At 68.8% G+C, this 23899-nt stretch carries 27 protein-coding genes; 18 read left to right on the top strand and 9 right to left on the bottom strand.

What is annotated here, in order from left to right; all coding sequences use genetic code 11:
- Positions 1–13 precede the first annotated feature (13 nt).
- Complete coding sequence (locus tag ACFW0G_RS24965; RefSeq protein ID WP_378327814.1) at positions 14–613, top strand: TetR/AcrR family transcriptional regulator; 600 nt, start codon at positions 14–16, stop codon at positions 611–613.
- A gap of 4 nt (positions 614–617) precedes the next feature.
- Complete coding sequence (locus ACFW0G_RS24960; protein ID WP_378327789.1) at positions 618–905, top strand: CPCC family cysteine-rich protein; 288 nt, start codon at positions 618–620, stop codon at positions 903–905.
- 45 nt (positions 906–950) lie between these two features.
- On the opposite strand, the gene ACFW0G_RS24955 is transcribed toward ACFW0G_RS24960, so the two are convergent.
- Positions 951–2093 (bottom strand): citrate synthase 2, encoded by a 1143-nt coding sequence (locus ACFW0G_RS24955; RefSeq protein WP_378327788.1) that lies wholly within the window; start codon positions 2091–2093, stop codon positions 951–953.
- Between the two features lie 318 nt (positions 2094–2411).
- Here ACFW0G_RS24955 and ACFW0G_RS24950 point away from each other — a divergent pair, with 318 nt between their 5' ends.
- The 6 genes from ACFW0G_RS24950 to ACFW0G_RS24925 are packed head-to-tail and all read left to right on the top strand — an operon-like array spanning position 2412 to position 6860.
- Entirely contained in the window at positions 2412–2714 is a 303-nt protein-coding gene (locus ACFW0G_RS24950; protein WP_378327787.1) for an urease subunit gamma, read from the top strand.
- A gap of 11 nt (positions 2715–2725) precedes the next feature.
- Positions 2726–3031 carry an urease subunit beta gene (locus tag ACFW0G_RS24945; RefSeq protein ID WP_378327786.1) on the top strand — a complete coding sequence of 102 codons (306 nt, stop codon included), beginning with the start codon at positions 2726–2728 and terminating at the stop codon, positions 3029–3031.
- Entirely contained in the window at positions 3031–4749 is a 1719-nt protein-coding gene (locus ACFW0G_RS24940) for an urease subunit alpha (RefSeq protein WP_378327785.1), read from the top strand. Before ACFW0G_RS24945 ends, ACFW0G_RS24940 begins: the two co-directional genes overlap by 1 nt.
- 14 nt (positions 4750–4763) lie before the next feature.
- Positions 4764–5450 (top strand): urease accessory protein UreF, encoded by a 687-nt coding sequence (locus ACFW0G_RS24935; RefSeq protein WP_378327813.1) that lies wholly within the window; start codon positions 4764–4766, stop codon positions 5448–5450.
- The gene (ureG, locus tag ACFW0G_RS24930; RefSeq protein WP_378327784.1) at positions 5440–6153 is read left to right on the top strand and encodes an urease accessory protein UreG; all 714 of its coding nucleotides are present in this window, start codon (positions 5440–5442) and stop codon (positions 6151–6153) included. Before ACFW0G_RS24935 ends, ureG begins: the two co-directional genes overlap by 11 nt.
- Positions 6150–6860 (top strand): urease accessory protein UreD, encoded by a 711-nt coding sequence (locus tag ACFW0G_RS24925; protein WP_378327783.1) that lies wholly within the window; start codon positions 6150–6152, stop codon positions 6858–6860. The genes ureG and ACFW0G_RS24925 overlap by 4 nt, the downstream gene beginning before the upstream one ends.
- Before the next feature lie 50 nt (positions 6861–6910).
- On the opposite strand, the gene ACFW0G_RS24920 is transcribed toward ACFW0G_RS24925, so the two are convergent.
- Complete coding sequence (locus ACFW0G_RS24920) at positions 6911–8032, bottom strand: lipase family protein (protein ID WP_378327782.1); 1122 nt, start codon at positions 8030–8032, stop codon at positions 6911–6913.
- Positions 8033–8122: 90 nt separating this feature from the next.
- Here ACFW0G_RS24920 and ACFW0G_RS24915 point away from each other — a divergent pair, with 90 nt between their 5' ends.
- Positions 8123–8743: a TetR/AcrR family transcriptional regulator gene (locus ACFW0G_RS24915; RefSeq protein ID WP_378327781.1), complete on the top strand. Its 621-nt coding sequence runs from the start codon at positions 8123–8125 to the stop codon at positions 8741–8743.
- Positions 8744–8817: 74 nt separating this feature from the next.
- On the opposite strand, the gene ACFW0G_RS24910 is transcribed toward ACFW0G_RS24915, so the two are convergent.
- Positions 8818–10494, bottom strand: coding sequence for a purine-cytosine permease family protein (locus tag ACFW0G_RS24910; RefSeq protein WP_378327780.1), 1677 nt, complete (start codon positions 10492–10494; stop codon positions 8818–8820).
- Between the two features lie 242 nt (positions 10495–10736).
- On the opposite strand from ACFW0G_RS24910, the gene pdxH reads away from it, so the two are divergent.
- The 5 genes from pdxH (at position 10737) to ACFW0G_RS24885 (ending at position 16098) form a co-directional block, all read left to right on the top strand.
- Positions 10737–11417, top strand: a complete 681-nt coding sequence (gene pdxH, locus ACFW0G_RS24905; RefSeq protein ID WP_378327779.1) for a pyridoxamine 5'-phosphate oxidase — start codon at positions 10737–10739, stop codon at positions 11415–11417.
- Positions 11418–12002: 585 nt separating this feature from the next.
- Entirely contained in the window at positions 12003–13268 is a 1266-nt protein-coding gene (locus ACFW0G_RS24900) for an MFS transporter (RefSeq protein ID WP_378327812.1), read from the top strand.
- A gap of 28 nt (positions 13269–13296) precedes the next feature.
- Positions 13297–13845, top strand: a complete 549-nt coding sequence (locus tag ACFW0G_RS24895) for a DUF3558 domain-containing protein (protein WP_378327778.1) — start codon at positions 13297–13299, stop codon at positions 13843–13845.
- A gap of 59 nt (positions 13846–13904) precedes the next feature.
- The gene (locus tag ACFW0G_RS24890; RefSeq protein WP_378327777.1) at positions 13905–15254 is read left to right on the top strand and encodes an APC family permease; all 1350 of its coding nucleotides are present in this window, start codon (positions 13905–13907) and stop codon (positions 15252–15254) included.
- A 28-nt stretch (positions 15255–15282) separates the two neighbouring features.
- Entirely contained in the window at positions 15283–16098 is an 816-nt protein-coding gene (locus ACFW0G_RS24885) for an alpha/beta fold hydrolase (protein WP_378327776.1), read from the top strand.
- A 54-nt stretch (positions 16099–16152) separates the two neighbouring features.
- Here ACFW0G_RS24885 and ACFW0G_RS24880 read toward each other — a convergent pair whose 3' ends face one another.
- The 6 genes from ACFW0G_RS24880 to ACFW0G_RS24855 form a co-directional block, all read right to left on the bottom strand.
- On the bottom strand, positions 16153–16434 hold the full coding sequence (locus ACFW0G_RS24880) for a permease-like cell division protein FtsX (protein ID WP_378327811.1): 282 nt from the start codon (positions 16432–16434) through the stop codon (positions 16153–16155).
- Positions 16435–16652: 218 nt separating this feature from the next.
- Entirely contained in the window at positions 16653–17345 is a 693-nt protein-coding gene (locus ACFW0G_RS24875) for a DUF4232 domain-containing protein (protein WP_378327775.1), read from the bottom strand.
- 229 nt (positions 17346–17574) lie between these two features.
- Complete coding sequence (locus ACFW0G_RS24870) at positions 17575–18402, bottom strand: MBL fold metallo-hydrolase (protein ID WP_378327774.1); 828 nt, start codon at positions 18400–18402, stop codon at positions 17575–17577.
- Positions 18399–19232, bottom strand: coding sequence for an MBL fold metallo-hydrolase (locus ACFW0G_RS24865; RefSeq protein ID WP_378327773.1), 834 nt, complete (start codon positions 19230–19232; stop codon positions 18399–18401). Before ACFW0G_RS24865 ends, ACFW0G_RS24870 begins: the two co-directional genes overlap by 4 nt.
- Positions 19232–19810 carry a TetR/AcrR family transcriptional regulator gene (locus tag ACFW0G_RS24860; RefSeq protein ID WP_378327772.1) on the bottom strand — a complete coding sequence of 193 codons (579 nt, stop codon included), beginning with the start codon at positions 19808–19810 and terminating at the stop codon, positions 19232–19234. Before ACFW0G_RS24860 ends, ACFW0G_RS24865 begins: the two co-directional genes overlap by 1 nt.
- A 263-nt stretch (positions 19811–20073) precedes the next feature.
- A complete protein-coding gene (locus ACFW0G_RS24855; protein WP_378327771.1) occupies positions 20074–21204 on the bottom strand; it encodes an FAD-dependent oxidoreductase in 1131 nt (376 codons plus the stop codon).
- A 181-nt stretch (positions 21205–21385) separates the two neighbouring features.
- Between ACFW0G_RS24855 and ACFW0G_RS24850 the strand changes: the two genes are divergently transcribed.
- Genes ACFW0G_RS24850 through ACFW0G_RS24835 form a run of 4 tightly spaced genes read left to right on the top strand, consistent with a single transcriptional unit; the run spans position 21386 to position 23841 of the window.
- The gene (locus tag ACFW0G_RS24850; protein WP_378327770.1) at positions 21386–22186 is read left to right on the top strand and encodes a DUF5753 domain-containing protein; all 801 of its coding nucleotides are present in this window, start codon (positions 21386–21388) and stop codon (positions 22184–22186) included.
- A gap of 20 nt (positions 22187–22206) precedes the next feature.
- Positions 22207–22467: a DUF397 domain-containing protein gene (locus ACFW0G_RS24845; protein WP_378327769.1), complete on the top strand. Its 261-nt coding sequence runs from the start codon at positions 22207–22209 to the stop codon at positions 22465–22467.
- 10 nt (positions 22468–22477) lie between these two features.
- Positions 22478–23383, top strand: a complete 906-nt coding sequence (locus ACFW0G_RS24840) for an aldose 1-epimerase family protein (protein ID WP_378327768.1) — start codon at positions 22478–22480, stop codon at positions 23381–23383.
- Positions 23350–23841, top strand: a complete 492-nt coding sequence (locus ACFW0G_RS24835; protein ID WP_378327810.1) for a GNAT family N-acetyltransferase — start codon at positions 23350–23352, stop codon at positions 23839–23841. The genes ACFW0G_RS24840 and ACFW0G_RS24835 overlap by 34 nt, the downstream gene beginning before the upstream one ends.
- Positions 23842–23899 lie beyond the last annotated feature (58 nt).

The following is a 23899-nucleotide window of genomic DNA, read 5'->3' as shown; positions in this document are numbered from 1 at the left end:
CAAGCCCCGGCGCATGTCGCCGCAGGCACGCCGGGACGACCTCATCCGGGCGGCGCTGGACCTCTTCGGCAGCCGTGCGCCGGAACTGGTCACCGTCGACGACATCGTCGCGCGCTCGGAGGTTTCGCGGCCGCTGTTCTACCGGTACTTCTCCAGCCTGCGCGAGCTGCAGGTGGAGGCGTTGCGGACGGTCACCGACGGCCTGATCGACCGGCTCGCCGGCCTGGAGGAGGGCCCGCCGCCGGAACGGTTGCGGGCCGCAGTGCGCGGGCTCATCGACGTCGCGGATTCTTACCGCGCCGGGTACATCGCCTTGCTGCGCAGCGGTTCGGTGATCGCGACGTCCGAGACGAACGCGGCGATCGACCACGTCCGCAACCGCGCGGTGGAGCTGATCCTGGACGCGCTGGGCGTCGGCGAGCCGTCGCCGATGCTGCTGCTGACGCTGCGCTGCTGGACCGCGGTCGTCGAAGGCGCCTTGCTGAGCTGGCTGCAGGAACGCACGGTGGCGCGGGAGGACCTCGACGGCTGGCTCGTCGACCAGCTCGCCGCCATGCTCTCGGCCACCGCCGCCCACGACCCGACCGTGCCGGTCGTGGCGCGGGCACAATGACCGGGTGCACAACGTCAAGCGTCCCGCTGAGGGCGGTCCGCACGCCTGTCCGTGCTGCGGCTATCTCACGCTCGAAGAGCGGGGCGGGCACCAGATCTGCCCGGTCTGTTTCTGGGAGGACGACGGCCAGGACGTCCACGACGCCGACGAGGTACGTGGCGGCCCGAACGGCGCCTTGAGCCTCGCCCAGGCACGGGCGAACTTCGAGCGCTTCGGTGCCTGCCGGGATCGCGACCTCGCGCACGTCCGCCCGCCTCGCGACGACGAACACCCGTTGCGGCCCCGGGATTGAGCCCAAGCGCCCCAATGCGGCATTGGGGCGCTTGGGCCGCGGAACTCAGTGGCCGATCGACGCCCAGCCCTCGACCTCTTCCGGACGACGCGGGCCGGGGCCGATGTACTTGGCCGACGGGCGCACGAGGCGTCCGGTCCGCTTCTGCTCCAGGATGTGCGCGGCCCAGCCTGCGGTGCGGGCCGAGCTGAACATCGCGGGCATCATGTGCGGCGGCACCTGGGCGAAGTCCAGGATGACCGCGGCCCAGAACTCGACGTTGGTCTCGATCGGGTGATCCGGGCGCCGGTCGCGCAGCTCGGCGAGCGCGGCCTGCTCCAGCGCCGCGGCGACCTCGTACCGTTCGGCGCCCAGCTCCTGGCAGGTCCGCCGCAGCACGCGAGCTCGCGGGTCCTCCGCGCGGTACACGCGGTGCCCGAAGCCCATCAGCCGCTCCTTGCGGTCGAGGATGCCCTTGACCAGGCCGGCCGCGTCGCCCGTCTTCTCGACCTCGGCGATCATCGGCAGCACCCGCGCCGGCGCGCCGCCGTGCAGCGGGCCCGACATCGCGCCGATCGCGCCGGACATCGCCGCCGCGACGTCGGCGCCGGTGGAGGCGATGACGCGCGCGGTGAACGTCGAGGCGTTCAGGCCGTGCTCCGCGGCCGAGACCCAGTAGGCGTCCAGTGCCTTGACGTGCGCGGGATCGGGCTCGCCGCGCCAGCGGATCAGGAACCGCTCGGTGATCGACTTCGCCTCGTCGACCCGGTCCTGCGGGACGGCGGGCTGCCCTATTCCGCGCGCGGACTGCGCAACGTAGGACAGCGCCATGACCGAGGCGCGGGCGAGCTGGTCGCGTGCCTGTTCGTCGGTGATGTCCAGCAGCGGCTGGTAGCCCCAGATCGGCGCGAGCATCGCGAGCGCGGCCTGGACGTCGACGCGGACGTCCCCGGTGTGCACCGGAAGGGGGAACGGCTCGGCGGGCGGGAGGCCGTGGCCGAAGCGGCCGTCGACGAGAAGGCCCCAGACGTCACCGAAGGTCACCTTGCCGGCGAGGTCTTCGATGTCGACGCCGCGGTAGCGCAGCGCACCGCCGTCCCGGTCGGGTTCGGCGATCTCGGTGTGGAAGGCGACGACGCCCTCCAGGCCAGGACGGAAGCCGTCGTCGGGTTGTCCGGACGGCTGTGGCTTGCTGATCGTGGATGTCACTTTCGCGAAACCTTTCGGTGCGCAATTTCCCCGGCTAGGTGTTCTGTCGCGCAGACGGGATACACGCAGCGAACGCGCGCCTCATCGCACGGATGGACAAACCTTCCTCCTCCGGCCGACGGCTGGCAATCGAAAGAAGCGGTGGTTTCGGTCACGATTACGAGAACGATTCAGTCCTGGTAGGGGTCTCATCCGAAAACCTTTCACTTCGAGGTGTGACATCGCCGTGCACGGGCGGTGGCCGACAGGCGGCGCGACACGTAAATCCTGTGTTGCCGAAACCGGCGGCAGGGGGTGCCGGGTGATAGACCTGAGGGCATGCACCTGAGCCCGCAGGAGCGCGACAAGCTCCTGATCCACGTAGCGGCGGACATAGCGCGCAAACGTTTGCAACGTGGGGTTTTGCTCAATTACCCCGAATCGGTCGCGTTGATCACCGAGCACGTGCTGGAGGGCGCCCGCGACGGCCGCACGGTCAGCGAGCTGGTCGCGAGTGGACGGACGGTGCTCTCGCGGGCGCAGGTGCTCGACGGGGTGCCCGAGATGGTCGACTCCGTTCAGGTCGAGGCCACCTTCCCGGACGGGACGAAGCTCGTCACCGTGCACGACCCGATCGTCTGAAGGGGAGCCCAGTGCGTCCAGGCGAGATCCTTCCCGGCGACGAGCCGGTCGAGCTGAACCCTGGCCGCGCCCGGGTACGGCTGTTCGTGCGCAACGTCGGCGACCGGCCGGTGCAGGTCGGCTCGCACTACCACTTCGCGGCGGTCAACCCCGGCCTCGAGTTCGACCGCGAGGCCGCGCGCGGACACCGGCTCGACGTCCCGGCCGGGACGTCCGTCCGTTTCGAACCGGGCGTCGAGCGCGAAGTCGACCTCGTCCCGCTCGCCGGGAACCGGCGCGTGCCGGGCTTGCGGTCCGAATTCTCCGGGGAGTTCTGATGACCTCGATCGATCGTGAGCGGTACGCCGAGCTGTTCGGCCCGACCGTCGGCGACCGGGTCCGGCTCGCCGACACCGACCTGCTGATAGAGATCACCGAAGACCGCAGCCGTGGTGCGGGCAGCGGCGACGAGGTGCTCTTCGGTGGCGGCAAGGTGATCCGCGAGTCGATGGGCCAGGGCATGGCGACCCGTGCCGAGGGCGCGCCGGACCTGGTCATCACCGGCGCGGTGATCCTCGACCACTGGGGTGTGGTCAAGGCCGACGTCGGGGTGCGGGACGGCCGGATCGTGGGGATCGGCAAGGCGGGCAATCCGGACACCATGGACGGTGTAGATCCGGCGCTGGTGATCGGCCCGTCCACCGAGGTGCTCTCGGGCAACGGGAAGATCCTCACCGCGGGCGGGATCGACTGCCACGTCCACTTCATCTGCCCGCAGCTGGTCGACACCGCGCTCGCCGCCGGACTGACCACTTTGGTCGGTGGCGGCACCGGGCCCGCCGAGGGCACCAAGGCCACCACGGTCACCCCCGGCGCGTGGAACCTCGGCCGGATGCTGTCCGCGATGGACGGATATCCGGTCAACGTCCTCTTGCTGGGCAAGGGGAATACCGTCCGGCACGACGCGCTGCGTGAGCAGCTCGCCGCCGGGGCGGGCGGATTCAAGCTGCACGAGGACTGGGGCTCGACACCCGCCGCGATCGACGCCTGCCTGACCGTGGCCGACGAATCCGGTGTGCAGGTCGCGATCCACACCGACACGCTCAACGAGGCCGGGTTCCTGGAGTCCACTGTGGACGCCATCGGCGGCCGGTCGATCAACGCGTACCACACCGAGGGCGCGGGCGGCGGGCACGCGCCGGACATCATCCAGGTCGTCGGCCTGCCGCACATCCTGCCCTCCTCGACCAACCCGACCCGGCCGCACACCGCGAACACGCTCGACGAGCACCTCGACATGCTCATGGTGTGCCATCACCTCAACCCGTCGGTGCCCGAGGACCTGGCGTTCGCCGAAAGCCGGATCCGGCCGACGACGATCGCCGCCGAGGACGTGCTCCACGACATGGGCGCGATCTCGATGATGAGCTCGGACGCCCAGGCGATGGGCCGGATCGGCGAGGTGATCATCCGGACCTGGCAGACCGCGCACGTGATGAAGGGCCGCCGCGGCACGCTGCCCGGCGACGGCGCCGCCGACAACCTGCGGGCGCGTCGTTATGTCGCCAAGTACACGATCAATCCGGCCATCGCGCACGGGATGGAGGCGGAGATCGGCTCGGTCGAGGTGGGCAAGCTCGCCGATCTGGTGTTGTGGGAGCCGAAGTTCTTCGGTGTCCGCCCGCACGTCGTACTGAAGGGCGGGTTCATCGCGTGGGCCGCGATGGGCGACGCGAACGCGTCGATCCCGACGCCGCAGCCGGTGCTCGCGCGGCCCATGTTCGGCGCGGTTCCCTCGGTCGCGGCGGCGAGCAGTGTCCACTTTGTAGCGCCTGAGGCGTTGGAAAGCGCTGTCGCGGACCAGTTCGGTATCACCCGCCGGCTCGCGCCGGTGTCGAACATGCGGCGGCGGACCAAGGCGGACATGGTGCTCAACGACGCGACGCCGGACGTCCGGGTCGACCCGGACAGCTTCGCGGTGCATGTGGACGGTGACCTGATCGAACCCCGGCCGGTGGCGGAACTGCCGATGGCACAACGATATTTCTTGTTTTGATGGAGCTTGTTCTGATGGACCTCTCCGCGCTCATCCTCGCCGACTCCCGCTTCCCCGGCGGCGGCCATGTCCACTCGGGCGGGCTGGAAGAGGTCATCGCGCGCAAGCTGGTCACGCACGAACGGGATCTGCCGGGGTTCCTGAGTGGACGGTTGCGCACGGCCGGTCTGCTGGCGGCGGTGTTCGCCGCCGCGTCCGCGCACGCCGCTGCTCGCGATGTCCACAAGGGACACTGGCTGCGGCTGGACATCGAGCTGGACGCGCGGACGCCGTCGCTCGCGCAGCGGGAGGCGTCGCGGGCGCAGGGCAGAGGGACGGCGCGTGCGGGCCGGGTCGCGTGGCCGTCGTCGGTGTTGTCGGCGTTGCTCGCCGAAACGCCGAGGCCGCATCATCCCGTGGTGCTCGGCGCGCTCGTCGGTGTCGCGGGCGGTTCGCCGTTCGACGCCGCGATGGCGGTGGCGTATCTCGCGATCAGCGGCCCGGCGAGCGCGGCCGTACGGCTGCTGGGGCTCGATCCGTTCGCGGTCAACGCCGTCGTCGCGCGGCTGGCGGCCGAGGTCCGGTACGTGTCGTCGCGAGCCGCCGCCGTCGCGGGGGGCGATCCCGCCGAGCTTCCCTCGCCGGGGTCTCCGGCGCTGGACCTGTTCGCCGAGGCCCACGCCCGGCATCACGAGGAAGAGGTGCGTCTCTTTGCCAGCTGAGCACAGCCACGGTCATGGCCACGGGCACGTGCACCCGGTCAACTTCGATCCGACGGTCGCGGAGCCGGATCACTACGACGCCGCCCCGACGGCCGGGCGGGCGTACCGGATCGGGATCGGTGGCCCGGTCGGCAGCGGCAAGACGGCGCTGACCGCCGCGCTGTGCCGCGCGCTCGGCGACGAGCTGAACCTCGCGGTGGTCACCAACGACATCTACACCACCGAGGACGCCGACTTCCTGCGCCGGGCGGGGGTGCTCGATCCGGCGCGGATCGAGGCGGTGCAGACCGGCGCGTGCCCGCACACCGCGATCCGGGACGACATCACCGCGAACCTCGACGCCGTCGAGCGGCTCGAGGAGAAGTTCCCCGGGCTGGACCTGGTGATCATCGAAAGCGGGGGCGACAACCTGACCGCGGTGTTCAGCCGGGGACTCGCGGACAGTCAGGTGTTCGTCGTCGACGTCGCGGGCGGGGACAAGGTGCCGCGCAAGGGTGGCCCCGGTGTCACGACCGCCGATCTGCTGGTGATCAACAAGATCGACATCGCGCACCTGGTCGGCGCGGACATGGACGTGATGACCTCGGACGCGCACCGCATGCGCGGCGAGCTTCCGGTGATCGCGCAGTCCCTTGTGGACACTCCGGACGCACCGGCCGTCGCCGATTGGGTTCGTTCGCTCGTGCCGGTCCGCGCGGGGTGAAGGCACACGCCCGGCTGGTCGTCTGCCGCGACGGGGAACGCACGATCCTGCGTGAGCTGTGTTCTGTCGCGCCGCTCATGCTGTATCCCCGCCGGGGTTCCGGCGCCGCGGCGGTCGTCCATCTGGTCAACTCGGCGACGTCCCCGCTGGGCGGCGACGAGCTGACGCTCACCGTGCACGTCGGTCCCGGCGCGGCGCTCCGGCTTTCCGGGGTCGCCGCGACACTCGCGTTGCCCGGACCGCGCGGCGAGCGTAGTCACTCCACTGTGGACATCGAGGTGGCGGCCGGTGGCGTGCTGGAGTACCTGCCCGAGCCGACGGTGGTCACCGCGCGGGCGCGGCACACCGCGGTGCTGCGTGCGTCCGTCGCGCCCGGAGGGTACTTCCACACCCGGGAGGTGCTGGTGCTCGGCCGCGCGGGGGAACGTCCCGGCGAGCTGACGACGTCGCAACACGTGACGCGCGGGGCGGTGCCGGTGTTGCACCAGACTCTGACCATCGGTGATTCCACTTTGGACAGCAGCCTGGCGCAGCTGGCGGGGAACCGGGTGCTCGCCACGGATCTCGTCGTCGGCGGCCCCGAGCTCCCCGCCGCCTCGGGTGAGTGGTGGTCCCGCAGCCCCCTCGCCGCGGGCGGCACCCTCACCACGTCACTGGCCCCCGATGCCGTCACCGCGCTGCGTCACCTCGGGCACGCGAGTCCGTGAATGCCACATTGAGGGACTCTGACTCCCTCAATGTGGCATTCACGGACCTCTCAGAACTTGGTGCCCAGCCAGGTCATCGCGACGGGGCCACCCACGGCGACGCCGCCGATGTGTTCCAGCAGCGGGAATTCCTGCCAGGTGACGTTCGCGCCGAGTGCCTTGTAGCGGTCCCGCAGGCCGGTGCCGATCGAGAGCGGGATCAGCTCGTCGGCCGACGCGTGGTACAGGAACACCGGAGCCTTCGGCTTGACGCGGCCGAGGTAGTTCTGGTCGAGCCGGGCCTGCCAGCGCGGGTCGGCGGCGGGGTCGGGCACCGTGGTGTAGTCGGACAGATGCCCGAACGGTGCCGCGAGGGCGAGCTGGACGGTGCACATCTCCTTGACCTTCGGCACCAGGGCCTTGCCGCGGGCGTTGAGGATGTCGTTGAACGGCAGCTCGGGATACGCGGCGGCGTATCCGGTGGCGGCACCGAGCACGAGGCTGAAGCCGGCGTTGCCGTCGTTGAACTTCATGACCTGCTTGAGATCCGCGGGCACCCCGCCCTCGGCGACGCCGACGAGGTTCAGCTCCGGCGCGTAGGTCGCCTGGAGTTCACCGGCGGCTGCCGCGGCCTGCCCACCCTGCGAGTAGCCGAAGACACCGACCGGCCCGGACGTCGAAAGCCCGGCGCCCGGCACGCGCGCGGCCGCGCGGGCGGCGTCGAGCACGGCTCGGCCTTCGGACTGCGCGACGGCATAGGTGTGATCGCCGGGGGTGCCGAGGCCCTCGTAGTCGGTCAGGACCACGGCCCAGCCTTGGGACAGCGCCTGCCCGATGAGGGCGACCTCGTTTTCGATGCCGTTGGCGAGCAGGTTCGACGGCGCGCACTGGTCGCCGAGCCCGTGGGTCCCGACGGCGTAGCTGACCAGCGGGCGCGGCCCCTTCGTCCACGGGACAGGCGGGACGAGCAGGGTGCCGGAGACGGCGTTGGCGGCGCCGGTCGCCGAGGTCGAGCGGTAGAGCAGGTGCCAGGCCTGCACGGGTGCCGGGAAGACGGCGACCTTGACGGTGACGGGGCGCTGTTCGAGGAGGTCGCCGGGCGCGGGCGCGGTCCCGGCGCGAGCGGTGGGCGCGGCCACGAGCGCGGCGGTGAGGATGGTACTGAGGACGGAAACCAGGACCCGGCGAAGCATCGTTGCCTCCGGTATTTTGGTAATTAGGATTTTCACAAAGTAGGCCCGTGGCTACGATCTGGCAATACCGGAGAGCGGAGAGGGGGACTGATGGCCCGGAACTACGGCGGCGTGACGCCGGAGCGACGTCGCGCGGAGCGTCGTGAGCGACTGCTCGCCGCGGCGCTGGAGCTGTTCACCTCGACCGGGTTCCGGCAGGCCAAGATCACCGATCTGTGTACCAGGGCGGGAGTGTCCACTCGCAACTTCTACGAGGAGTTCGGCGGCAAGGAGGAAGTACTCCGCACGCTGCACGACCACATCAACAGCCTCGCCATGACGCACGTGACCGCCGCGCTCGACCAGGTCGAGGGCGTGGACGCGGTCGAGCGGATCTCGACGCTGCTCGACGTCTTCGTGGCGACCGTGACGGCGGATCCGCGGATGCCGCGGCTGAACTACGTCGAGGCGGTCGGGGTCAGCGCCGAACTGGAGGCGCAGCACCAGGTGTGGGTCGACCGGTGGGCGACGTTCATCGAGCAGGAGGCGCTGCGCGCCGCGCGGGACGGCGCGGCGCCACGCCGTGACTACCGGCTGACCGCGATCGCGCTGGTCGGCGCGGCGACCGGGTTGCTGCGGGAGTGGCAGGCGCATGATCCGCCGCTGCCGGTGGCCGAGGTCTCCGCCGAACTGCGTGCCATGATGCTGTCGGCGATCCTGCGCCCGGCGTGAGCTGAAGGGGACTTTCCTCGCATGCCATGCGACGAAAGTCCCCTTCAGCGCGTCTTACGCGACGAACGTCCCCTTCAGCTCACGCGGGCGGTGGGCATCGGGAGGGGGACGGGGCCGGTGGTCTGGCATACGTCGTGGCAGGAGTTGTCGAGGGTGCAGCACAGCGAGCAGATCGGCCCCTGCCGTTTCGCGCAGTCCGCGATGTCCGGCAGCTCGTACGGGTCGCCGCATTCCGAGCAGGTGTGCGTGGCGCGGAGGTCCGCCGTGACGCCGGGGCCCGCGACGGTGTTCGGCCTTGCCAGGTAGTACTTGCCCTTCGTGAGGATCGCGAGCGCGGGCACCAGGACGAGCGCGATGACCATCGCCAGCAGCGGGCTGAACGCCGCCAGGAACTGTCCGAACGCGCCGAAGTACGCCACGATCGAGACCGCCGACGCGATCACCATCGAACCGAACCCGACCGGGTTGATCTTGTGCAGATAGGCCCGTTTGAACTCGATGTAGCGGGGTGAAAGCCCCAGCGGTTTCGCGATCACCAGGTCCGCGCAGACCGCGCCGATCCAGGCGATCGCGACGTTGGAGTAGAAGCCGAGAATCTTGTTCAGGAATGTGAACGCGCCGAATTCCATTAGTGCCAGCGCAATCCCGCAGTTCACCAGGACGTACCAGACGCGGCCGGGGTGCCGGTGCAGCACGCGGGAGAAGAAGTTCGCGAACGACAGCGAGCCGGAGTACGCGTTCGTCGTGTTGATCTTGATCTGGGAGACGACGACGAACAGCGCGGCGAACGTCAGCGCCACCGGGCCGAGCGCGGGTTTCACGGCTTCGAGGTACGGCGCGATCGGCTCCAGCGCGTGTGTCTTGCCGACGACGCCGAGAGCGAGGAACGCCAGCAGCGCGCCGCCGATCTGCTTCGCTGCGCCGAGCACGACCCAGCCGGGGCCGGCCGCGAGCACCGCGCCCCACCAGGCCCGTTTGTTCGAGGCAGTTTTCTCGGGCATGAATCGCAGGTAGTCGGCCTGCTCGCCGATCTGGCCGATCAGCGACAGCGCCACACCCATGCCGAAGCCGAAGCCGATCGCGGAGAAGCCGGACCCGGCGCCCTCGTTGCCGCCGAACGACGCGAATTCGGCGAACTTGCCGGGCTCGCGGATCGCGACCACGACGAAGGGGAGGACGAGGCCCGCGATCCAGAGCGGCTGCGTCCAGGTCTGCATCTTCGCGACCGCGCCCATGCCGTAGAGCGCGAACGGCAGCACGATCAGGGTCGCGAGCAGGTACCCGATGGGCAGCGGCAGTCCGACGGCGAGTTCGAAGGCCTGCGCCATGATCGAACCCTCGAGAGAGAAGAAGATGACGGTGAAGCTCGCGTACACCAGCGACGTCAGCGTCGATCCGAAGTAGCCGAAGCCGGCGCCTCGGGTCAGCAGGTCCATGTCCACACCGGACTTCGCGCAGGCCGACGCGATCGGGACGCCGGTCACGAAGATGACCACGGCGGCCGCGAGGATCGCGAGTACCCCGGACGTGAACCCGTAGGACAGGACGATGCTGGCGCCGATGGCGAAGTCGGCGAGGTAGGCGATGCCGCCCAAAGCGGTGGTCGCGACTACGAAGGGTGACCAGCGGCGGAACGAGTGCGCGGCGAAGCGGAGGGAGTAGTCTTCGCGGTTCTCGTTGGCCGCGAGCGGGGCGTAGCGCCGGCGGGGTGGAGCAGGGGATTCCTGCTGGCCGGACAGGGTGTCGGTCATACCTGCCTCCGAGTCGGTGGGGAACGGCTGGCGGAGCAGGCCGACGGTAGATCGCTCCTTTATCGATCAGGGTCCGCGCGGTAAACCCCGCGTTACGGCTTGTCGCCCTGCGGTTACCAGGTGATGGCGGCGACGGGGTGGCAGGAGTCACCGTTCAGTGGGTTTCGCCGCAGCTCGCGAGGCAATAACGTCGGCGGATAGCCGAAGTGACAGATGCCCCGACCGGGTGTGGAGGTTTGGCGATGACGCCGGAGATCGACGACGTTGACGTAGCGGACGCCGTTGTGCGGCTGCCCGGGATGCGGGTCGCCTATGACGGGCGCCCGTTCGACGAGTCCGCGCTGGCGGCCACCTGGACCGAACAGTTGCAGGCCTGGCTGAACGACGCCGACTCGGCGGGTGTCCCCGAACCCAACGCGATGGTGCTGGCGACCGCGGACAGTGAGGGCCGTCCGTCCTCCCGCACGGTCCTGTGCAAGGGGCTCGACGAGCGTGGGGTGGTGTTCTACACGAACTACACCTCGAACAAGAGCCACGATCTGATCGCGACGCGCTACGCCTCGGTCACCTTCCCCTGGTACGGCCTGCACCGGCAGGTGTCGGTGCGCGGCGAGGTCGAGAAGGTCGGTCCGAAGGAGACCGCGGAGTACTGGGCGCAGCGGCCGCGGGGTTCGCAGCTGGGCGCGTGGGCGTCGCCGCAGTCCCGCGTCGTCGACGGGCGCCGTGCGCTCGACAACGCCCTGCACGGCATCGAACGCCGCTTCGCCGACGTCGAGAACATCCCGGCGCCGCCGCACTGGGGTGGCTGGCGGATCCGCCCCGACGTCGTCGAGTTCTGGCAGGGCCGCGCCGACCGCATGCACGACCGGCTCCGCTACGTCCGTACCGACGACGGCTGGCACATCGAACGCGTCGCCCCCTGATCTTCGCCGCGATGTCGTTAAGGCCACCTTATGGGCGTCTGACGCCCGCAAGGTGGCCTTAACGGCATTGGGGCTCGGGGATCCCGGACCTCTGGCTTGGCCCCGTCGGCTCCTGTTGGCCGCTGGGAGGCGGGGTCACTTCTCGCCACCGGGTTTTGTCGGACCTCGCTCGTAGGCTTTTTGGTAGGGGCGCTCAGGGTGTTCTGAATCTTCCGTTCATTCCTTCAGCGGTGTCGCGAATGCGACATTGGCGACGTTCAACGTCCCCAATGTCCCATTCGCGACACCGGACGATGCTGGCGGCCGTGCGCGGGGGAAGTCCGAGGGACGCCCTGGGTGCATCCACCGCACCGAGGGACGCCCCCGTAGCACCCAACGCACCCAGCGACGCTCTTGTCGCACTCACAAGCCCGGCGGACCGAAGGTGCTCCAGCACAAACGCGCAGTGCCCACGACTGCGGAGCCCTCAGCGAACAACCTCATCGGGGCACCCGCCCCACCCCCGAACCCGCGCGAGGAAAATCACCTGCGCCCAGATAGTTAGCACAGCTAACCTGGTCGGTTGTGAGTGGTGATACGGGGACGCTGCCGCCCCGAACCGGGGTACGCAAGCTGCTCGGTCGCATCGTCGTCGACATCCGCCCGCTGAAGATCCCGGCCTTCCGCAGGCTGTGGTCGTCCACAGTGGTCACCGCGATCGGCACGCAGCTGACAGCCGTCGCGGTGCCGAAACAGGTCTTCGATCTGACCGGTTCGTCCGGGTATGTCGGGCTCACCGGCGCCGTCGCGCTGGTGCCGCTGCTGGTGTTCGGGCTGTGGGGTGGCGCGGTCGCGGACGCCGTGGACAGGCGCAAGCTGCTCCTCGTCACCAACGTCGGCGTCGCCGTGACCTCGGCGCTCCTGTGGCTGCAAGCGTTCGCGGGCTTCGGCTCGGTGTGGCTCGTGCTCACCCTGCTCGCGATCAACCAGGCGTTCTTCGCGATCAACATGCCCACCCGCGGCGCCGTCATCGCCCGCCTCGTCCCGCCCGAACTGCTGCCCTCGGCGAACGCGCTGAACGCGACGATGTCCACCTTCGGCGCGGTGTTCGGGCCGCTGCTGGCCGGTGCGCTGATCCCGGTCATCGGACTGTCCACTTTGTACCTGGTCGACGTCGTCGCGCTCACCATCACGCTGTTCGCGGTCTGGCGGCTGCCGTCGATTCCGCCGCTGGGCGACCAGAAACGGCGCGCGGGCGTCAGTGACGTCATCGACGGCTTCCGTTACCTCGCGACGCAGAAGGTGCTGCTCGCGTCGTTCGTGGTCGACATCATCGCGATGGTCGCCGGAATGCCCCGCGCCCTCATTCCCGAAATGGCCGAACGCACCTTCGGTGATCCGCCCGGCGGCGGTCCCGCGCTGGGCTGGTTGTACGCGGCGATCCCGGCGGGGGCGATGCTGATCGGCCTGTTCTCCGGCTGGCTGACGCGAGTGCGCCGCCAGGGCGTCGCGGTCGTGGTCGCGATCTGCGCGTGGGGTGCAGCGGTGGCAGCGTTCGGGATCGCGCATTCGCTGTGGCTCGGTGTCCTGTTCATGGCCCTCGCCGGCGCCGCGGACATGGTCAGCGCGATCTACCGGATGGCGATCCTCCAGGTCGCGACGACCGACGAAATGCGCGGACGGCTCCAGGGCGTGTTCACGGTCGTGGTCGCGGGCGGGCCGCGCATCGCCGATGTCACGCACGGGTGGGCGGCCGCCGGCTTCGGCACCGCCGTCGCCGCGTCGGGCGGTGGCCTGCTGGTGATCGTCCTGGTGCTGGCCTCGATGCTGCTGCTCCCGGCGTTCTGGCGGTATCTCGCGCCGACGGCTTGATCCGTTCAGCGTAGGTACAGTGTCTGGTATGCGAACTTTCCGCGCCCTTTCCGTACTCACCGTGGTCGGCGGGCTCGCCGCCGTCACCGTCGCCTGTTCCTCACCCGCGCCTGCCCCGCATCGCCCGCCTTCCTCGGCGCCCGCCGCGTCGAAGGCCGCGGAACTCAAGGACCCGTGCACGCTGCTGTCCGCTGAGGAGGTCGGCAAGGCGATCTCCAAGCAGGGCGTGACGACGAAGGCCGGACAGGTCGAGAACGCGGCCAACGGCGGCAAATCGCGTGCGTGCCAGTATCTCGTCGAGGGCAAACCCGCCGGTGAGCTGAAGGTGACGCAGTACGCGAGCAAGGCCAAGCCGTCCGAAATGATCGCGGGGATCAAGAAGGACAAGGTCGGCGCGCAGGACGTCAGCGGCTTCTCCGACGGCGCGGTGTACTACACCGAAGGCCAGAAGACCGCGTTCTTGGTCGCCGGGAAGGTTTCGAACGGCGTGCCGACGCTGATCGACTACGCGGGCCCGACGAAGATGACCGCCGAGATGATGGCCCCGCTGGTGAAGACGGCGCTCGCGGCGAACTGAGCCGTAATAGGCGCTATCGGACTTTCCGTTCGTAGCGGGACGAGGCAGACTGTGCCCGCATGACGGACGTGCGCACGGAAGCGAAGGCGGGCGAACCGGCACTGCGACGGGTCATGGGCCCGAAGCTGCTGCTGTTCTTCGTCGCGGGGGACATCATCGGCACCGGCGTCTACGCGCTGACGGGGCAGGTCGCGGGCCGGGTCGGCGGCGCGTTGTGGCTGCCGTTCCTGCTCGCGTTCGTCGTCGCGTTCATGACGGCGTTCAGCTATCTCGAGCTGGTCGGGAAATACCCGAAGGCCGCGGGCGCGGCGCTGTACACCCACCGTGCCTTCGGGATCCCGTTCCTCACGTTCATGGTCGCGTTCGCGGTCATGTGTTCGGGGATCACGTCGGCGTCGTCGGCCGCCGTCGCGTTCGGCGCGACGTACCTGGCCGCGTTCGTGAAACTGCCGACGGTGCTGGTCGCGATCGTGTTCGTCGCCGGGCTCGCGGTGATCAACTTCCGCGGCGTCGGCGAGTCGGTCAAGGCCAACGTCGTGCTCACCTGCATCGAGATCTCCGGGCTGCTGATCATCATCGGCGTCGGGGTGTGGGCGGTGCTGAACGGCAATGGTGACGCCTCGCGGCTGGTGCAGATCGACACCGCGGACCGGACGTGGCTGGTCGCGATCACCTCGGCGACGTCGCTGGCCTTCTTCGCGATGGTCGGTTTCGAGGACTCGGTCAACATGGCCGAGGAATGCCACGACCCGGTGCGGATCTTCCCGAAGGCGATGCTGTGGGGCATGGTCGTCGCGGCCACGATCTACGTGCTCGTCTCGATCACGTCGTCGTTGCTCGTCCCGGCAGGCGACCTGGCGGCGGCGAAGAGCGACGCCCTGCTGAAGGTGCTTGACGTCGGTGCTCCCGGCTTCCCGCGCGAGGTCTTCTCGGCGATCGGCCTGTTCGCCGTCATCAACTCGGCACTGATCAACATGCTGATGGCGAGCAGGCTCCTGTACGGGATGGCGAACGAGGGCATCATCCCGCGCCGGTTCGGCCGGGTGCATCCCCGGCGCCGGACGCCGTGGGTGGCGATCGTCTTCACCAGCCTGATCGCGATCGGCTTGGTGTCCACTGTGGACATCAGCGTGCTCGGCGGGACGACGGCGTTGCTGCTGCTGGCGGTGTTCGCCATCGTCAACGTCGCCGTGCTGGTGCTGCGCCGCGATCATGTGCCGCATCACCATTTCCGGGCGCCGACGGTGATTCCGGCGCTGGCGGCGGTCTTCTGCGTGTATCTGGCGAGTCCGCTGTCCGGGCGTCCCGCGCGTGACTACGTCGTCGCCGGGATCCTGCTCGCCGTCGGCCTGCTGCTGTGGGCGGTGAACTGGGCGCTGATGCGCCGTAACCGCGCGACGGTTGCGTGACGGTGCGGATCTTGGCAGGGTCGGCGTCGTGGAGCTGACCGAAGTATTCGAATGGCGGGGGCGTCGAGTTCGCTGGGGGCGGGCGGGTTCCGGTCCGGATGTCGTTTTCTGCCACGGGACGCCGTGGTCCTCGCAGCTGTGGCGCCCCTACGCCGAGGCGCTGGCCGAGGAGTTCACCGTGCACCTGTGGGACATGCCCGGCTACGGGAGTTCCTCCAAGGACGCGGAACACCGGGTGTCCCTGGATGTCCAAAGTGAACTCTTCGCGGACCTGCTGGCGCACTGGGATTTGCGGTCGCCGCACGTGGTGGCGCACGACTACGGCGGCGCGGTGTCGCTGCGGACGCATCTGCTGCACGGCCGGGCCTACGCGTCACTGGCCCTGGTCGACGTCGTCGCGCTCGCGCCGTGGGGCTCGGAGTTCTTCCGGCTGGTCAGGGAGAACGCCGGCGTCTTCGCCGCGGTTCCGGAAGCGATGCACGAGGGCATGCTGCGGGCCTACATTTCCGGAGCGAGTGCTCGCGGCCTGACAGCGGAACACCTCGAAATGCTCGTCGTGCCCTGGCGTGGTGATGAGGGGCGAGCCGCCTTCTACCGCCAGATCGCGCAAGCCGATCAGGTCTACACCGACGAGGTCGAGGGTTTGTATCCGAAGGTGGATCTGCCGGTTCTTGTTGTGTGGGGCGAAAACGACACATGGATACCGGTGGATCGCGCGCACCGGCTGGCTTCGCTGATCCCGGACGCGCGTCTTCGCCTGATCGGCAACGCCGGTCACCTCATCCAGCTCGACCAGCCGGTCGCCCTGGCCTCGACGTTGCACCAGTGGCTGACGTCCCGCTGAATCGCCGGTCCGTGAAGGCCTCCTTACCGGCGCTGAGTGCCGGTAAGGAGGCCTTCACGGCAGGACCTGGGTCACGCCGGGCAAGCTGGTGAGCGCCTGCTTCACGGCGTCGGCCGCGCTGGCGTTCGCTACGCGTACCACAAGTGCCCCGGTCACGGAGTCGGACGTGAGTGGTGGACCGTAGCCGGGTTTTCCGGCGGTCAGCCGTTGGTAGCGCTCATACGCCTGTTGCCCGGCCGAGTACCGGACGGCCAGCACGCTCTGCGTCTTGGCAGCTCTGCGCTGCATTGCGGCAACCACTTCGGGAGTGGCCGCTTTACCGAGGAAGGCTGACACTTCGGTCTCCGGTTGCGGTTGGGCCGCACCTTCCACCGTGCTGCCGCACCCGGCGAGAGCGAGGACGGCGAGGAGCGTGAGGAGCAGTCGTCGGGCCACCAGCCGACCATAGGTGACCGGCGGGCTCCGGCGGACGGTGTGGCTTCGACCGGACACGGACGACGAAAAATGCCCTGGGAGCCACTGGTTCCCAGGGCATTTTCGTTGTGGTGCGGCCGTTATTCGCCGCGGCGGACGGCGCCGACGTAGGTGCCGGGGTGGGTGGCGCCGTCCTGCTTGACCAGGCCGATGGGGTTCACCCAGGGCAGGGTCTGGGTGTTGGTGCTGTTGGGCGGGGTGATCGACACGCTGGCGACGTGCCAGCCGGAGGGGTCACCGCCGCCCGATCCCGTCTCCGGGTTGAGCGCGACGGCGGTGGAGTAGGTGACGTCGGCGGTGGCGCGCTCGCCTGGGCCGAGCTGGACCGGGGTGATGGCGTCGTTGGTGCGGACCAGATCCCAGGTGGTGCCGTCCTCGCCGTTGAGGCGGACGCCGGGGAAGCCTCGCACGACGCAGGTCGTGTTGGTCTTGTTGGTCAGGACGATCGGGAGCTTCCACTGCGTGCTTTCACTGTTGAGCGGGTTCGGGTTCAACCACGCCACATTCAGGTTCAGGCAGTTGGCCGGAGTGCCCGGGGTGCTCTTGCCCGCGCCGGTCCGCTGTGAGCCGGTGGCGCCGTCCGCGCCGCCCTGCGCGCTGGTGTCCTTGGCCGTCCCGGCGTTCGGCGCGGCGCCGATCCCGCCCCCGGTGCCGCCGGAGCCCTGCGGTGCCGGTGCGGCGTTGCCGGTCGAGCACGCCCCCAGCGCGCCGACCGCCGCCACCGCGGCGATCGCCATCGTGGCCCGCTGAATCGTCTTCTTGGTGATGTTCATAATCAGCCCCTCGAAATGGAGATCGCGTATTTGCTGGTGTGTTTGTGTCTTCGCAAATAGAGATGTCCGAGACTTCGAAAGGGTGCGTGACTGTGATCTGGAACACTGGCGGGCAACGTCGTTATCGGAGAGCGGATAGGAATTACTTCCCCTGGTCAACGGCGTGCGCGCCTGATCGATTGCCCTTTTTTGTGTTCGTGCGAGCCCGAAAAGGCAGCCGCGGCCGCGCTCAGCCGCGGCGTAGGGCCTGGAGTTCGACGGGGCTGTGCGCGGAGAAGACCTTGATCTCGTCCTGATGGTCTCGCGTCAATTCCTGCAGGCGCGCGACGTTCTCCAGCCGGGCGCGACGGTCCATCTGCAGCATGCTCTGGTAAGCGCTCGAAACGCGCGGGCAGTGCGGCCCCGCCGGGTCCAGTTGACCGTGGAAAAGATACGAGTCGCCGGCGTGCAGGAGCCAGCCGTCGCCCACGCGGACCGCGACGCCGCTGTGCCCGTGGGTGTGGCCGCTCAGCGGCACAAGCAGGATTTCCGGCGGCAGGCCTTTCAGCGAGCGGACGGCTTGGAAGCCGAACCAATCGTCGCCGGCCTCGTCGTAGGTGCTCCACAGTGGACGGTGGCTGAACTGGACGGCGCGGTAGCGGTTCTTCTCGGCGAGGTTGCTCGGCGACGTCGCCATGTCGTGTTCCTTGGTGCGCAGGTGTACGACGGCGTTCGGGAAATCGGCGAGGCCACCCGCGTGGTCGACGTCGAGATGCGTGACGACGATGTGCCGGACGTCGGCGGGGTCGAGGCCGAGCGCCTTGATCTGCGCGACGGCGGTTTCCTCGGCTACTGTCCGCGGGCCGGTCATCGCGAGGAACATCCTGCCGAGCCATTCGGCGGGGCGCGCGACGCCCTGGGTGCCGAAACCGGTGTCGACCAGGACCAGGCCTTCGCCGGTTTCGATCAGCAGGCAGTGGCACACGATCGGGGAACGCCGGAACAGCCCCGGCTGCCCGTCCAGCAGGCGACCGCCGCGCGGCAGCATGGTCCCGCAGTTCAGGTGGTGCACCTTCATACCCTGCTCCTCCCGCTCAGCCGCTCGAATTCCACGGAGTTGTGCGCGGAGAACACCGTGACCTCGTCCCCGTGCTCCTTCACAAGCTGGCGCAACCGGTGCTGGTTGTCCAGTCTGGGGCCTTTCACCGTCTGCATGAATCCCTCGAACAGGGCAAGCGCCGGTGGGCAGTTCGGCTCCGGATCCAGCTCGCCGGGGAAGAAGTAACTGTCACCCGCGTTGAGCAGCCAGCCGTTACCGGTGTCGACGGCGACGCCCGCGTGGCCTCTGGTGTGCCCGGCGAGTGGGATCAGGAGGATCTCCGGTGGCAGGCCCTCCAGCTCGCGGACGGCGTCGAAACCGAACCACGGATCCCCGGAGTCCGAATAGGACTTCCACAGTGGACCGTGGGCGAATTGGACGCGCCGGTAACGGTTTCGCTCCTGGCGGTCGTGTGGTGCTTGCAGGGCACGGAGTTCCTCGGCGTAGACGTGCACGCGCGCGTGCGGGAAGTCGACGAGCCCGCCCGCGTGATCGAGGTCGAGGTGGGTCAGCACGATGTCGCGGACGTCGGCGGGATCGAAGCCGAGTTCGCGGATCTGGTGGACCGCGGTCAGTTCCGGGTCGGCGACCGCGCCGGTTAGCCGGACGAACGCCGAGCCGAGCCAGCCCGCGGGGTTTTCGACGGCAGGGGTGCCGGTGCCGGTCTCGACGAGGACGAGCCCGGTGCCGGTCTCCAGCAGCAGGCAGTGGCAAACCATGGTGGCGCGGCGGAACAAGCCCGGCTCGCCGTCGATGAGGCGCCCGCCCGGTGGGCGCATGGTTCCGCAGTTCAGGTGGTGGACGCGCATCAGGGCAACTCCCGTTCGATGGTGTTGTGCAGGTGACCGGCGACAGCGCGCAACGGCGCGACGTCGCGCTGGGTCTTGGCGAGCAACATGCCGCCCTCGATGGACGCGAGGACGACAGTGGCGAGATCCTGCGCTCGATGGTGCGGGAATCCTTGATCTACAAGGTAATCGGCGAGCAAGGTCTGCCAGGACGTGTAGCCGTCGGTGCACGCCTCGCGGATGGTTTCGCTCTCCTGAGCGGCGTCGAGTGCGACTGTCGCGAGTGGGCACCCGCGCTGGAAGTTCGAAGCCTGCAGGATTTCGGCGATGGCGTCGACGACGCGATCGATCGCGGTCGCAGCGTCCGGTGCCTGCTCGACGATGGTCTGGAGTGCCTCGCGCAGTCGTTCGCTGGACAGGCGCAGCGCCTCGGCGGCGAGTTGTTCCTTGCCACCGGGGAAGTGGAAGTAGAGCGAGCCCTTCGGTGCGCCGCCCACGGTGGTGAGCTGGGTGAGGCCGGTGGCGTGGTAGCCCTGGGCGTGGAACAGGTCGGCGGCGGTGTCGAGCATCCGCTGCCGGGTATCGGTGCGACGAACCATGTGCTCGACTGTAACCCAAACTATGACGACCGGTCTAGTAACTTCGGGCGCGGTGCCGGACGTGCCGAGGGACGCCTTCGGTGCGCTCGATGCACCGAGGGACGCCCTTGTCGCACTCAACGCACCCAGGGCGTCCCTCGGCACCCGGCCCCGGCGCGTACGGCGAGGTCTCGGCTGGGTGTCCTTTGTGGACCTGGAGGTAGTGAAGGCCTCCTTACCGGTGCTCAACGCCGGTAAGGAGGCCTTCACGGCTTGGGCAGGGTTCAGGAGCGGGCCTCGCCGGTTACGAACTGGCCGATCTCGTCGGGGTCGTGCGCGGCCAGCAGATCGTCGGCCCCGCCTTCGAGCCGCTGGGCTGTTTCGATCGAGCGCGGGAGCATCGTCTTCTCGTAGGCGTGCACCGCGTCGTCGATGGTGGCGGAGCGGGCAAGCGCGAGCGCGAGTTCGCTGGCGTCGAGCATGGCCAGGTTGACGCCGACGCCGAGCGGCGGCATGAGGTGCGCGGCGTCTCCCAGGAGCGTCAGGCTGGGCGAGTGCTCCCAGGTGTGCGGCACCGGCAGGGCGAAGAGCGGGCGATCGACGTAGGGACCGTCGTTGTCGGTGACCAGCCGGCGCACCTCCGGCGACCAGGTCGCGAACTCGTTCCGCAGGTACGCGCGGATGCCGTCGGTGTCCTCGGGACGAAGCCCGTTCGCCGCGATCCAGTCCGCCGGGACGCGCTGCATGATGTAGACCCGCATGTGGCCGCCGCTGTTGCGCTGCGGGAAAAGTCCGCGCTCGCCGTCGGCGATGTGGGCGCCGCCCTCCCCGACCAGTTCGGCGAGTTCGGGGTGGGCGGTCTCCATGTCGTCGAACCACGCTTCGAGGCAGCTGATCCCGACGTACTGTGGCGTCGCGGACGACACCGCTGCGCGGACGCGGGAGAAGGCACCGTCCGCGCCGATCACGAGATCCGTCTCGACGGTCGTTCCGTCGGCGAAGGTCAGCGTTCGCGACCCGTCGGACGGTCCGCTCACCGATTCGAGGGTGCGTCCCCAATGGACCGTTCCTGGGGCGAGTGAACGCAGCAGGAGATCGCGAAGCTGGCCGCGGTCGATCTCGGGGGCGATCATCTCGCCCTCCTCCGGCAGGTGGCGGGCCAGGACGCGCCCAGTCGTGTCGAGCATGCGCATTTCCTGTCCCTCGAACCTGGCGAGCGCGAAGAACTCGTCCAGCAGGCCCGCTTCGCGGAGTGCGAGCTGACCGTCTTCTTCGTGGAGGTCGAGGGAGCCGCCCTGGTTGCGGGAGATCGCGTCCGGATCCCGGTCGTACACGGTCACCGGGATGCCGTGCCGCTGCAGGATGCGCGCGCAGGTGAGGCCGCCCGGCCCGGCGCCGATGATGCTGATGCTCACGGTGGTTCCTTCCGTCGGTCGAGGACACCAGTGAATCAGTAGTCAGTTCATAAGTGCAATGAGTTTACTTTTTGTGTCACTTCGCGTTTATGGTGGGATTCCCGGATTGTCGGTCCCAGGTGGCAGCATCCGGTGATCATTCATGTACGGGAGGTAATGGATGGCCGGATGGACGAGTCCCGTGCTGGCCAAGCAGCGGCTGGGGCGACGGCTTCGGAGGTTGCGTCTGCATGCGCGGATGAGCTTGGACGAGGCGGCCGTCTTGCTCGACACTCCTCGAAGCTCGTTGCAGCGGATGGAGACCGGGGTGGCTTACGCCAACGTGCACTTCGTGCGTTCGGCGATGGATGTCTGCGACTGTCGCGATGACGAGCTGATCGACCTCGCCCGGCGAGCGAAGCAACGGGGCTGGTGGCAGGACTACGGGCTCAAAGGGCTGGGCTACACCGCTCTGGAAACCGAGGCTGCCGAGGCGCACAACTGGGAAGTCATGTATGTGCCGGGGCTTCTGCAGATCGAGTCCTACATGCGCGCACTCTTCCGGGGTGGGCATCCGCGTTCCGAGGAGAGCATCCGCAACGATGTGACCGTGCGATTGCGCCGTCAGGAGCGCCTTGCCGACATGGAGAGGCCGCTTCGGCTGACTGCGATCGTCGACGAAGCTGTCCTTCGGAGGCCGGTGGGTGGCGTCGACGTGATGCGCGCCCAGTTGGACTACTTGCGGGAGATCGTGGAGCTGCCGACGGTCGGCCTGCAGGTGGTGCCGTATGACCGTGGTGAGCATCAGGGGATGCGGGGTGCCTTCACGATCTTGCGATTCGAGCATGACGAGGATCCGGACATGCTTTATATGGGCAAGGTCGTGGGTTCTTCGCAGACAGAGAACGCCGAGGAGGTGAAGGAGGCTACCCTGGTATTCGACCGCTTGCGTTTGGTTGCGTTGTCGTCCGAGGAGACGATCGCGTTCATCGGACGCCTGTAGCCGAAGGTGGAGGGCGACCGGTGTCTACTGTGGACTTCTCGACTGTGGCTTGGCGGAAGAGCAGTTACAGCGAAGACGGTACGGGTGGCAACTGCGTCGAGGTGGCCTCGGCCGTGGGGTGGCGTAAGAGCAGTTACAGCAGTGATGGCACCGGCGGGAACTGTGTCGAGGTAGCCGCGTCTCCCCAGGTCGTCGGGGTCCGCGACTCCAAAGCGCCTGTCTCGAACCTGTCCGTCTCCGCCGCCGCGTGGATCGCGTTCCTGGAGTCCGCCCGCCGGTAGGGTCGTCCGCATGGGCAACCCGACCGGAGAGCAGTTCGAGATCACCCGCGGCAACGCACGCGCCGTCGTCACCGAGATCGGCGCGGGCCTGCGCGCGTTCGAGGTCAACGGCGTCCCGTACGTCGAAGAGTTCCCCGAGGACGAGAAGCCGCCGAAGGCTGCCGGTCAGGTCCTCCTCCCGTGGCCCAACCGCACCAAGGGCGGCAAATGGACCTTTCAGGGCGAGGAGCAGCAGCTCGAGATCACCGAAGAGGCCAGGGGCAACGCCATCCACGGCCTGACCCGCCGCAAGGAGTGGGAACTCCTCGAACACGCCGAATCGTCGATCACCCTCGCGATCGACGTCGAGGTCCAGCCCGGCTGGCCGGTGCCGCTGCGCGCGACGATCACCTACGAGATCGCGCCGCGCGAACTCACCATCACGCACGAGATCCGCAACGAGGGCGAGCAGCCGATCGGCGTCGGCGTCGGGACGCATCCGTACTTCCGCATCGGTGACGTGCCGACCGACGAGCTCACACTGACACTGTCCGCGACCCGGGTCCGGCCTTATCTCGGCGACGAGCAGATGCCGTACGGCGAAGAGCAAGACGTCGAGGGCACCGAGTACGACTTCCGCTACGGCAAACCGCTGCGGGGCGTCGATCTCGACACAGCGTTCGGCGGGCTGGACTTCGCCGAGGACGGGCAGTACCACCACGTCCTCAGTCACGACGACAAGCATCTCGTCGTCTGGGCCGGACGCGATTTCCGCTGGGCGCAGGTGTTCACGCCGGATGACCTCGTCGGGCGCGGCCGGGCGGTCGCGATCGAGCCGATGACCTGTCCGGCCGACGCGCTCAACACCGGCACCGACCTGATCGAACTCGAGCCCGCGTCCTCCTGGACGGGGAGCTGGGGGATCCGGGTCCCGTGACGCCCGTCCGGCTGACCGTCGCCGACGCGGGTGAACTCCTGACGTTGCAACGGGCCGCGTACCTGGACGAGGTCCGGATTTATCGCGATGTCGACTTACCGCCAGTGCGCGACACGCTCGAGGACACCCGCGCGGCGCTGGCGGATCCCGCCTCGACCACCTGGGGTGTGCGTGACGACGGGCGGCTGATCGCGAGTATCCGGGCGGTGGTCGACGGGGTGGAGTGCCGGCTATACCGGCTCGTCGTCGCGCCTGATCGCCAGGGCGAGGGGCTGGGTAGCGCGCTGCTGCTCGCCGCCGAGGTCGCCGCGCCGCCGGAGGTGACGACGTTCCGGCTGAACACCGGGTCGAAGAGCGGCGGGCCGCTGTACCTCTACCCGAGGTTGGGATATCGCGAGACACATCGGACACCCGAGAACGATCACGAGCTGGTCCATTTCGCGAAGCCGCGTGCGTGACGGCGCCTCGGTTCGTTAGCGTGTCACTGTATTGATGGGTTCTCGGCGGGAAAGAGTA

The organism is Amycolatopsis sp. NPDC058986 (assembly GCF_042741125.1).
In the GTDB taxonomy this organism is placed as follows: domain Bacteria; phylum Actinomycetota; class Actinomycetes; order Mycobacteriales; family Pseudonocardiaceae; genus Amycolatopsis.
This window is presented reverse-complemented; position numbering and strand designations above follow the sequence as displayed.

What these genes read in the sequence shown, in the direction of transcription:
- ACFW0G_RS24860 (WP_378327772.1), bottom strand. Translation starts at nt 19,810, where the DNA reads ATGGTTCGTCGCACCGATACCCGGCAGCGGATGCTCGACACCGCCGCC.
- ACFW0G_RS24915 (WP_378327781.1), top strand. Translation starts at nt 8,123, where the DNA reads ATGGCCCGGAACTACGGCGGCGTGACGCCGGAGCGACGTCGCGCGGAG.
- ACFW0G_RS24870 (WP_378327774.1), bottom strand. Translation starts at nt 18,402, where the DNA reads ATGAAGGTGCACCACCTGAACTGCGGGACCATGCTGCCGCGCGGCGGT.
- ACFW0G_RS24890 (WP_378327777.1), top strand. Translation starts at nt 13,905, where the DNA reads ATGACGGACGTGCGCACGGAAGCGAAGGCGGGCGAACCGGCACTGCGA.
- ACFW0G_RS24920 (WP_378327782.1), bottom strand. Translation starts at nt 8,032, where the DNA reads ATGCTTCGCCGGGTCCTGGTTTCCGTCCTCAGTACCATCCTCACCGCC.
- ACFW0G_RS24865 (WP_378327773.1), bottom strand. Translation starts at nt 19,232, where the DNA reads ATGCGCGTCCACCACCTGAACTGCGGAACCATGCGCCCACCGGGCGGG.
- ACFW0G_RS24840 (WP_378327768.1), top strand. Translation starts at nt 22,478, where the DNA reads ATGGGCAACCCGACCGGAGAGCAGTTCGAGATCACCCGCGGCAACGCA.
- ACFW0G_RS24895 (WP_378327778.1), top strand. Translation starts at nt 13,297, where the DNA reads ATGCGAACTTTCCGCGCCCTTTCCGTACTCACCGTGGTCGGCGGGCTC.
- ACFW0G_RS24965 (WP_378327814.1), top strand. Translation starts at nt 14, where the DNA reads ATGTCGCCGCAGGCACGCCGGGACGACCTCATCCGGGCGGCGCTGGAC.
- ACFW0G_RS24875 (WP_378327775.1), bottom strand. Translation starts at nt 17,345, where the DNA reads ATGAACATCACCAAGAAGACGATTCAGCGGGCCACGATGGCGATCGCC.
- pdxH (WP_378327779.1), top strand. Translation starts at nt 10,737, where the DNA reads ATGACGCCGGAGATCGACGACGTTGACGTAGCGGACGCCGTTGTGCGG.
- ACFW0G_RS24910 (WP_378327780.1), bottom strand. Translation starts at nt 10,494, where the DNA reads ATGACCGACACCCTGTCCGGCCAGCAGGAATCCCCTGCTCCACCCCGC.
- ACFW0G_RS24940 (WP_378327785.1), top strand. Translation starts at nt 3,031, where the DNA reads ATGACCTCGATCGATCGTGAGCGGTACGCCGAGCTGTTCGGCCCGACC.
- ACFW0G_RS24935 (WP_378327813.1), top strand. Translation starts at nt 4,764, where the DNA reads ATGGACCTCTCCGCGCTCATCCTCGCCGACTCCCGCTTCCCCGGCGGC.
- ACFW0G_RS24950 (WP_378327787.1), top strand. Translation starts at nt 2,412, where the DNA reads ATGCACCTGAGCCCGCAGGAGCGCGACAAGCTCCTGATCCACGTAGCG.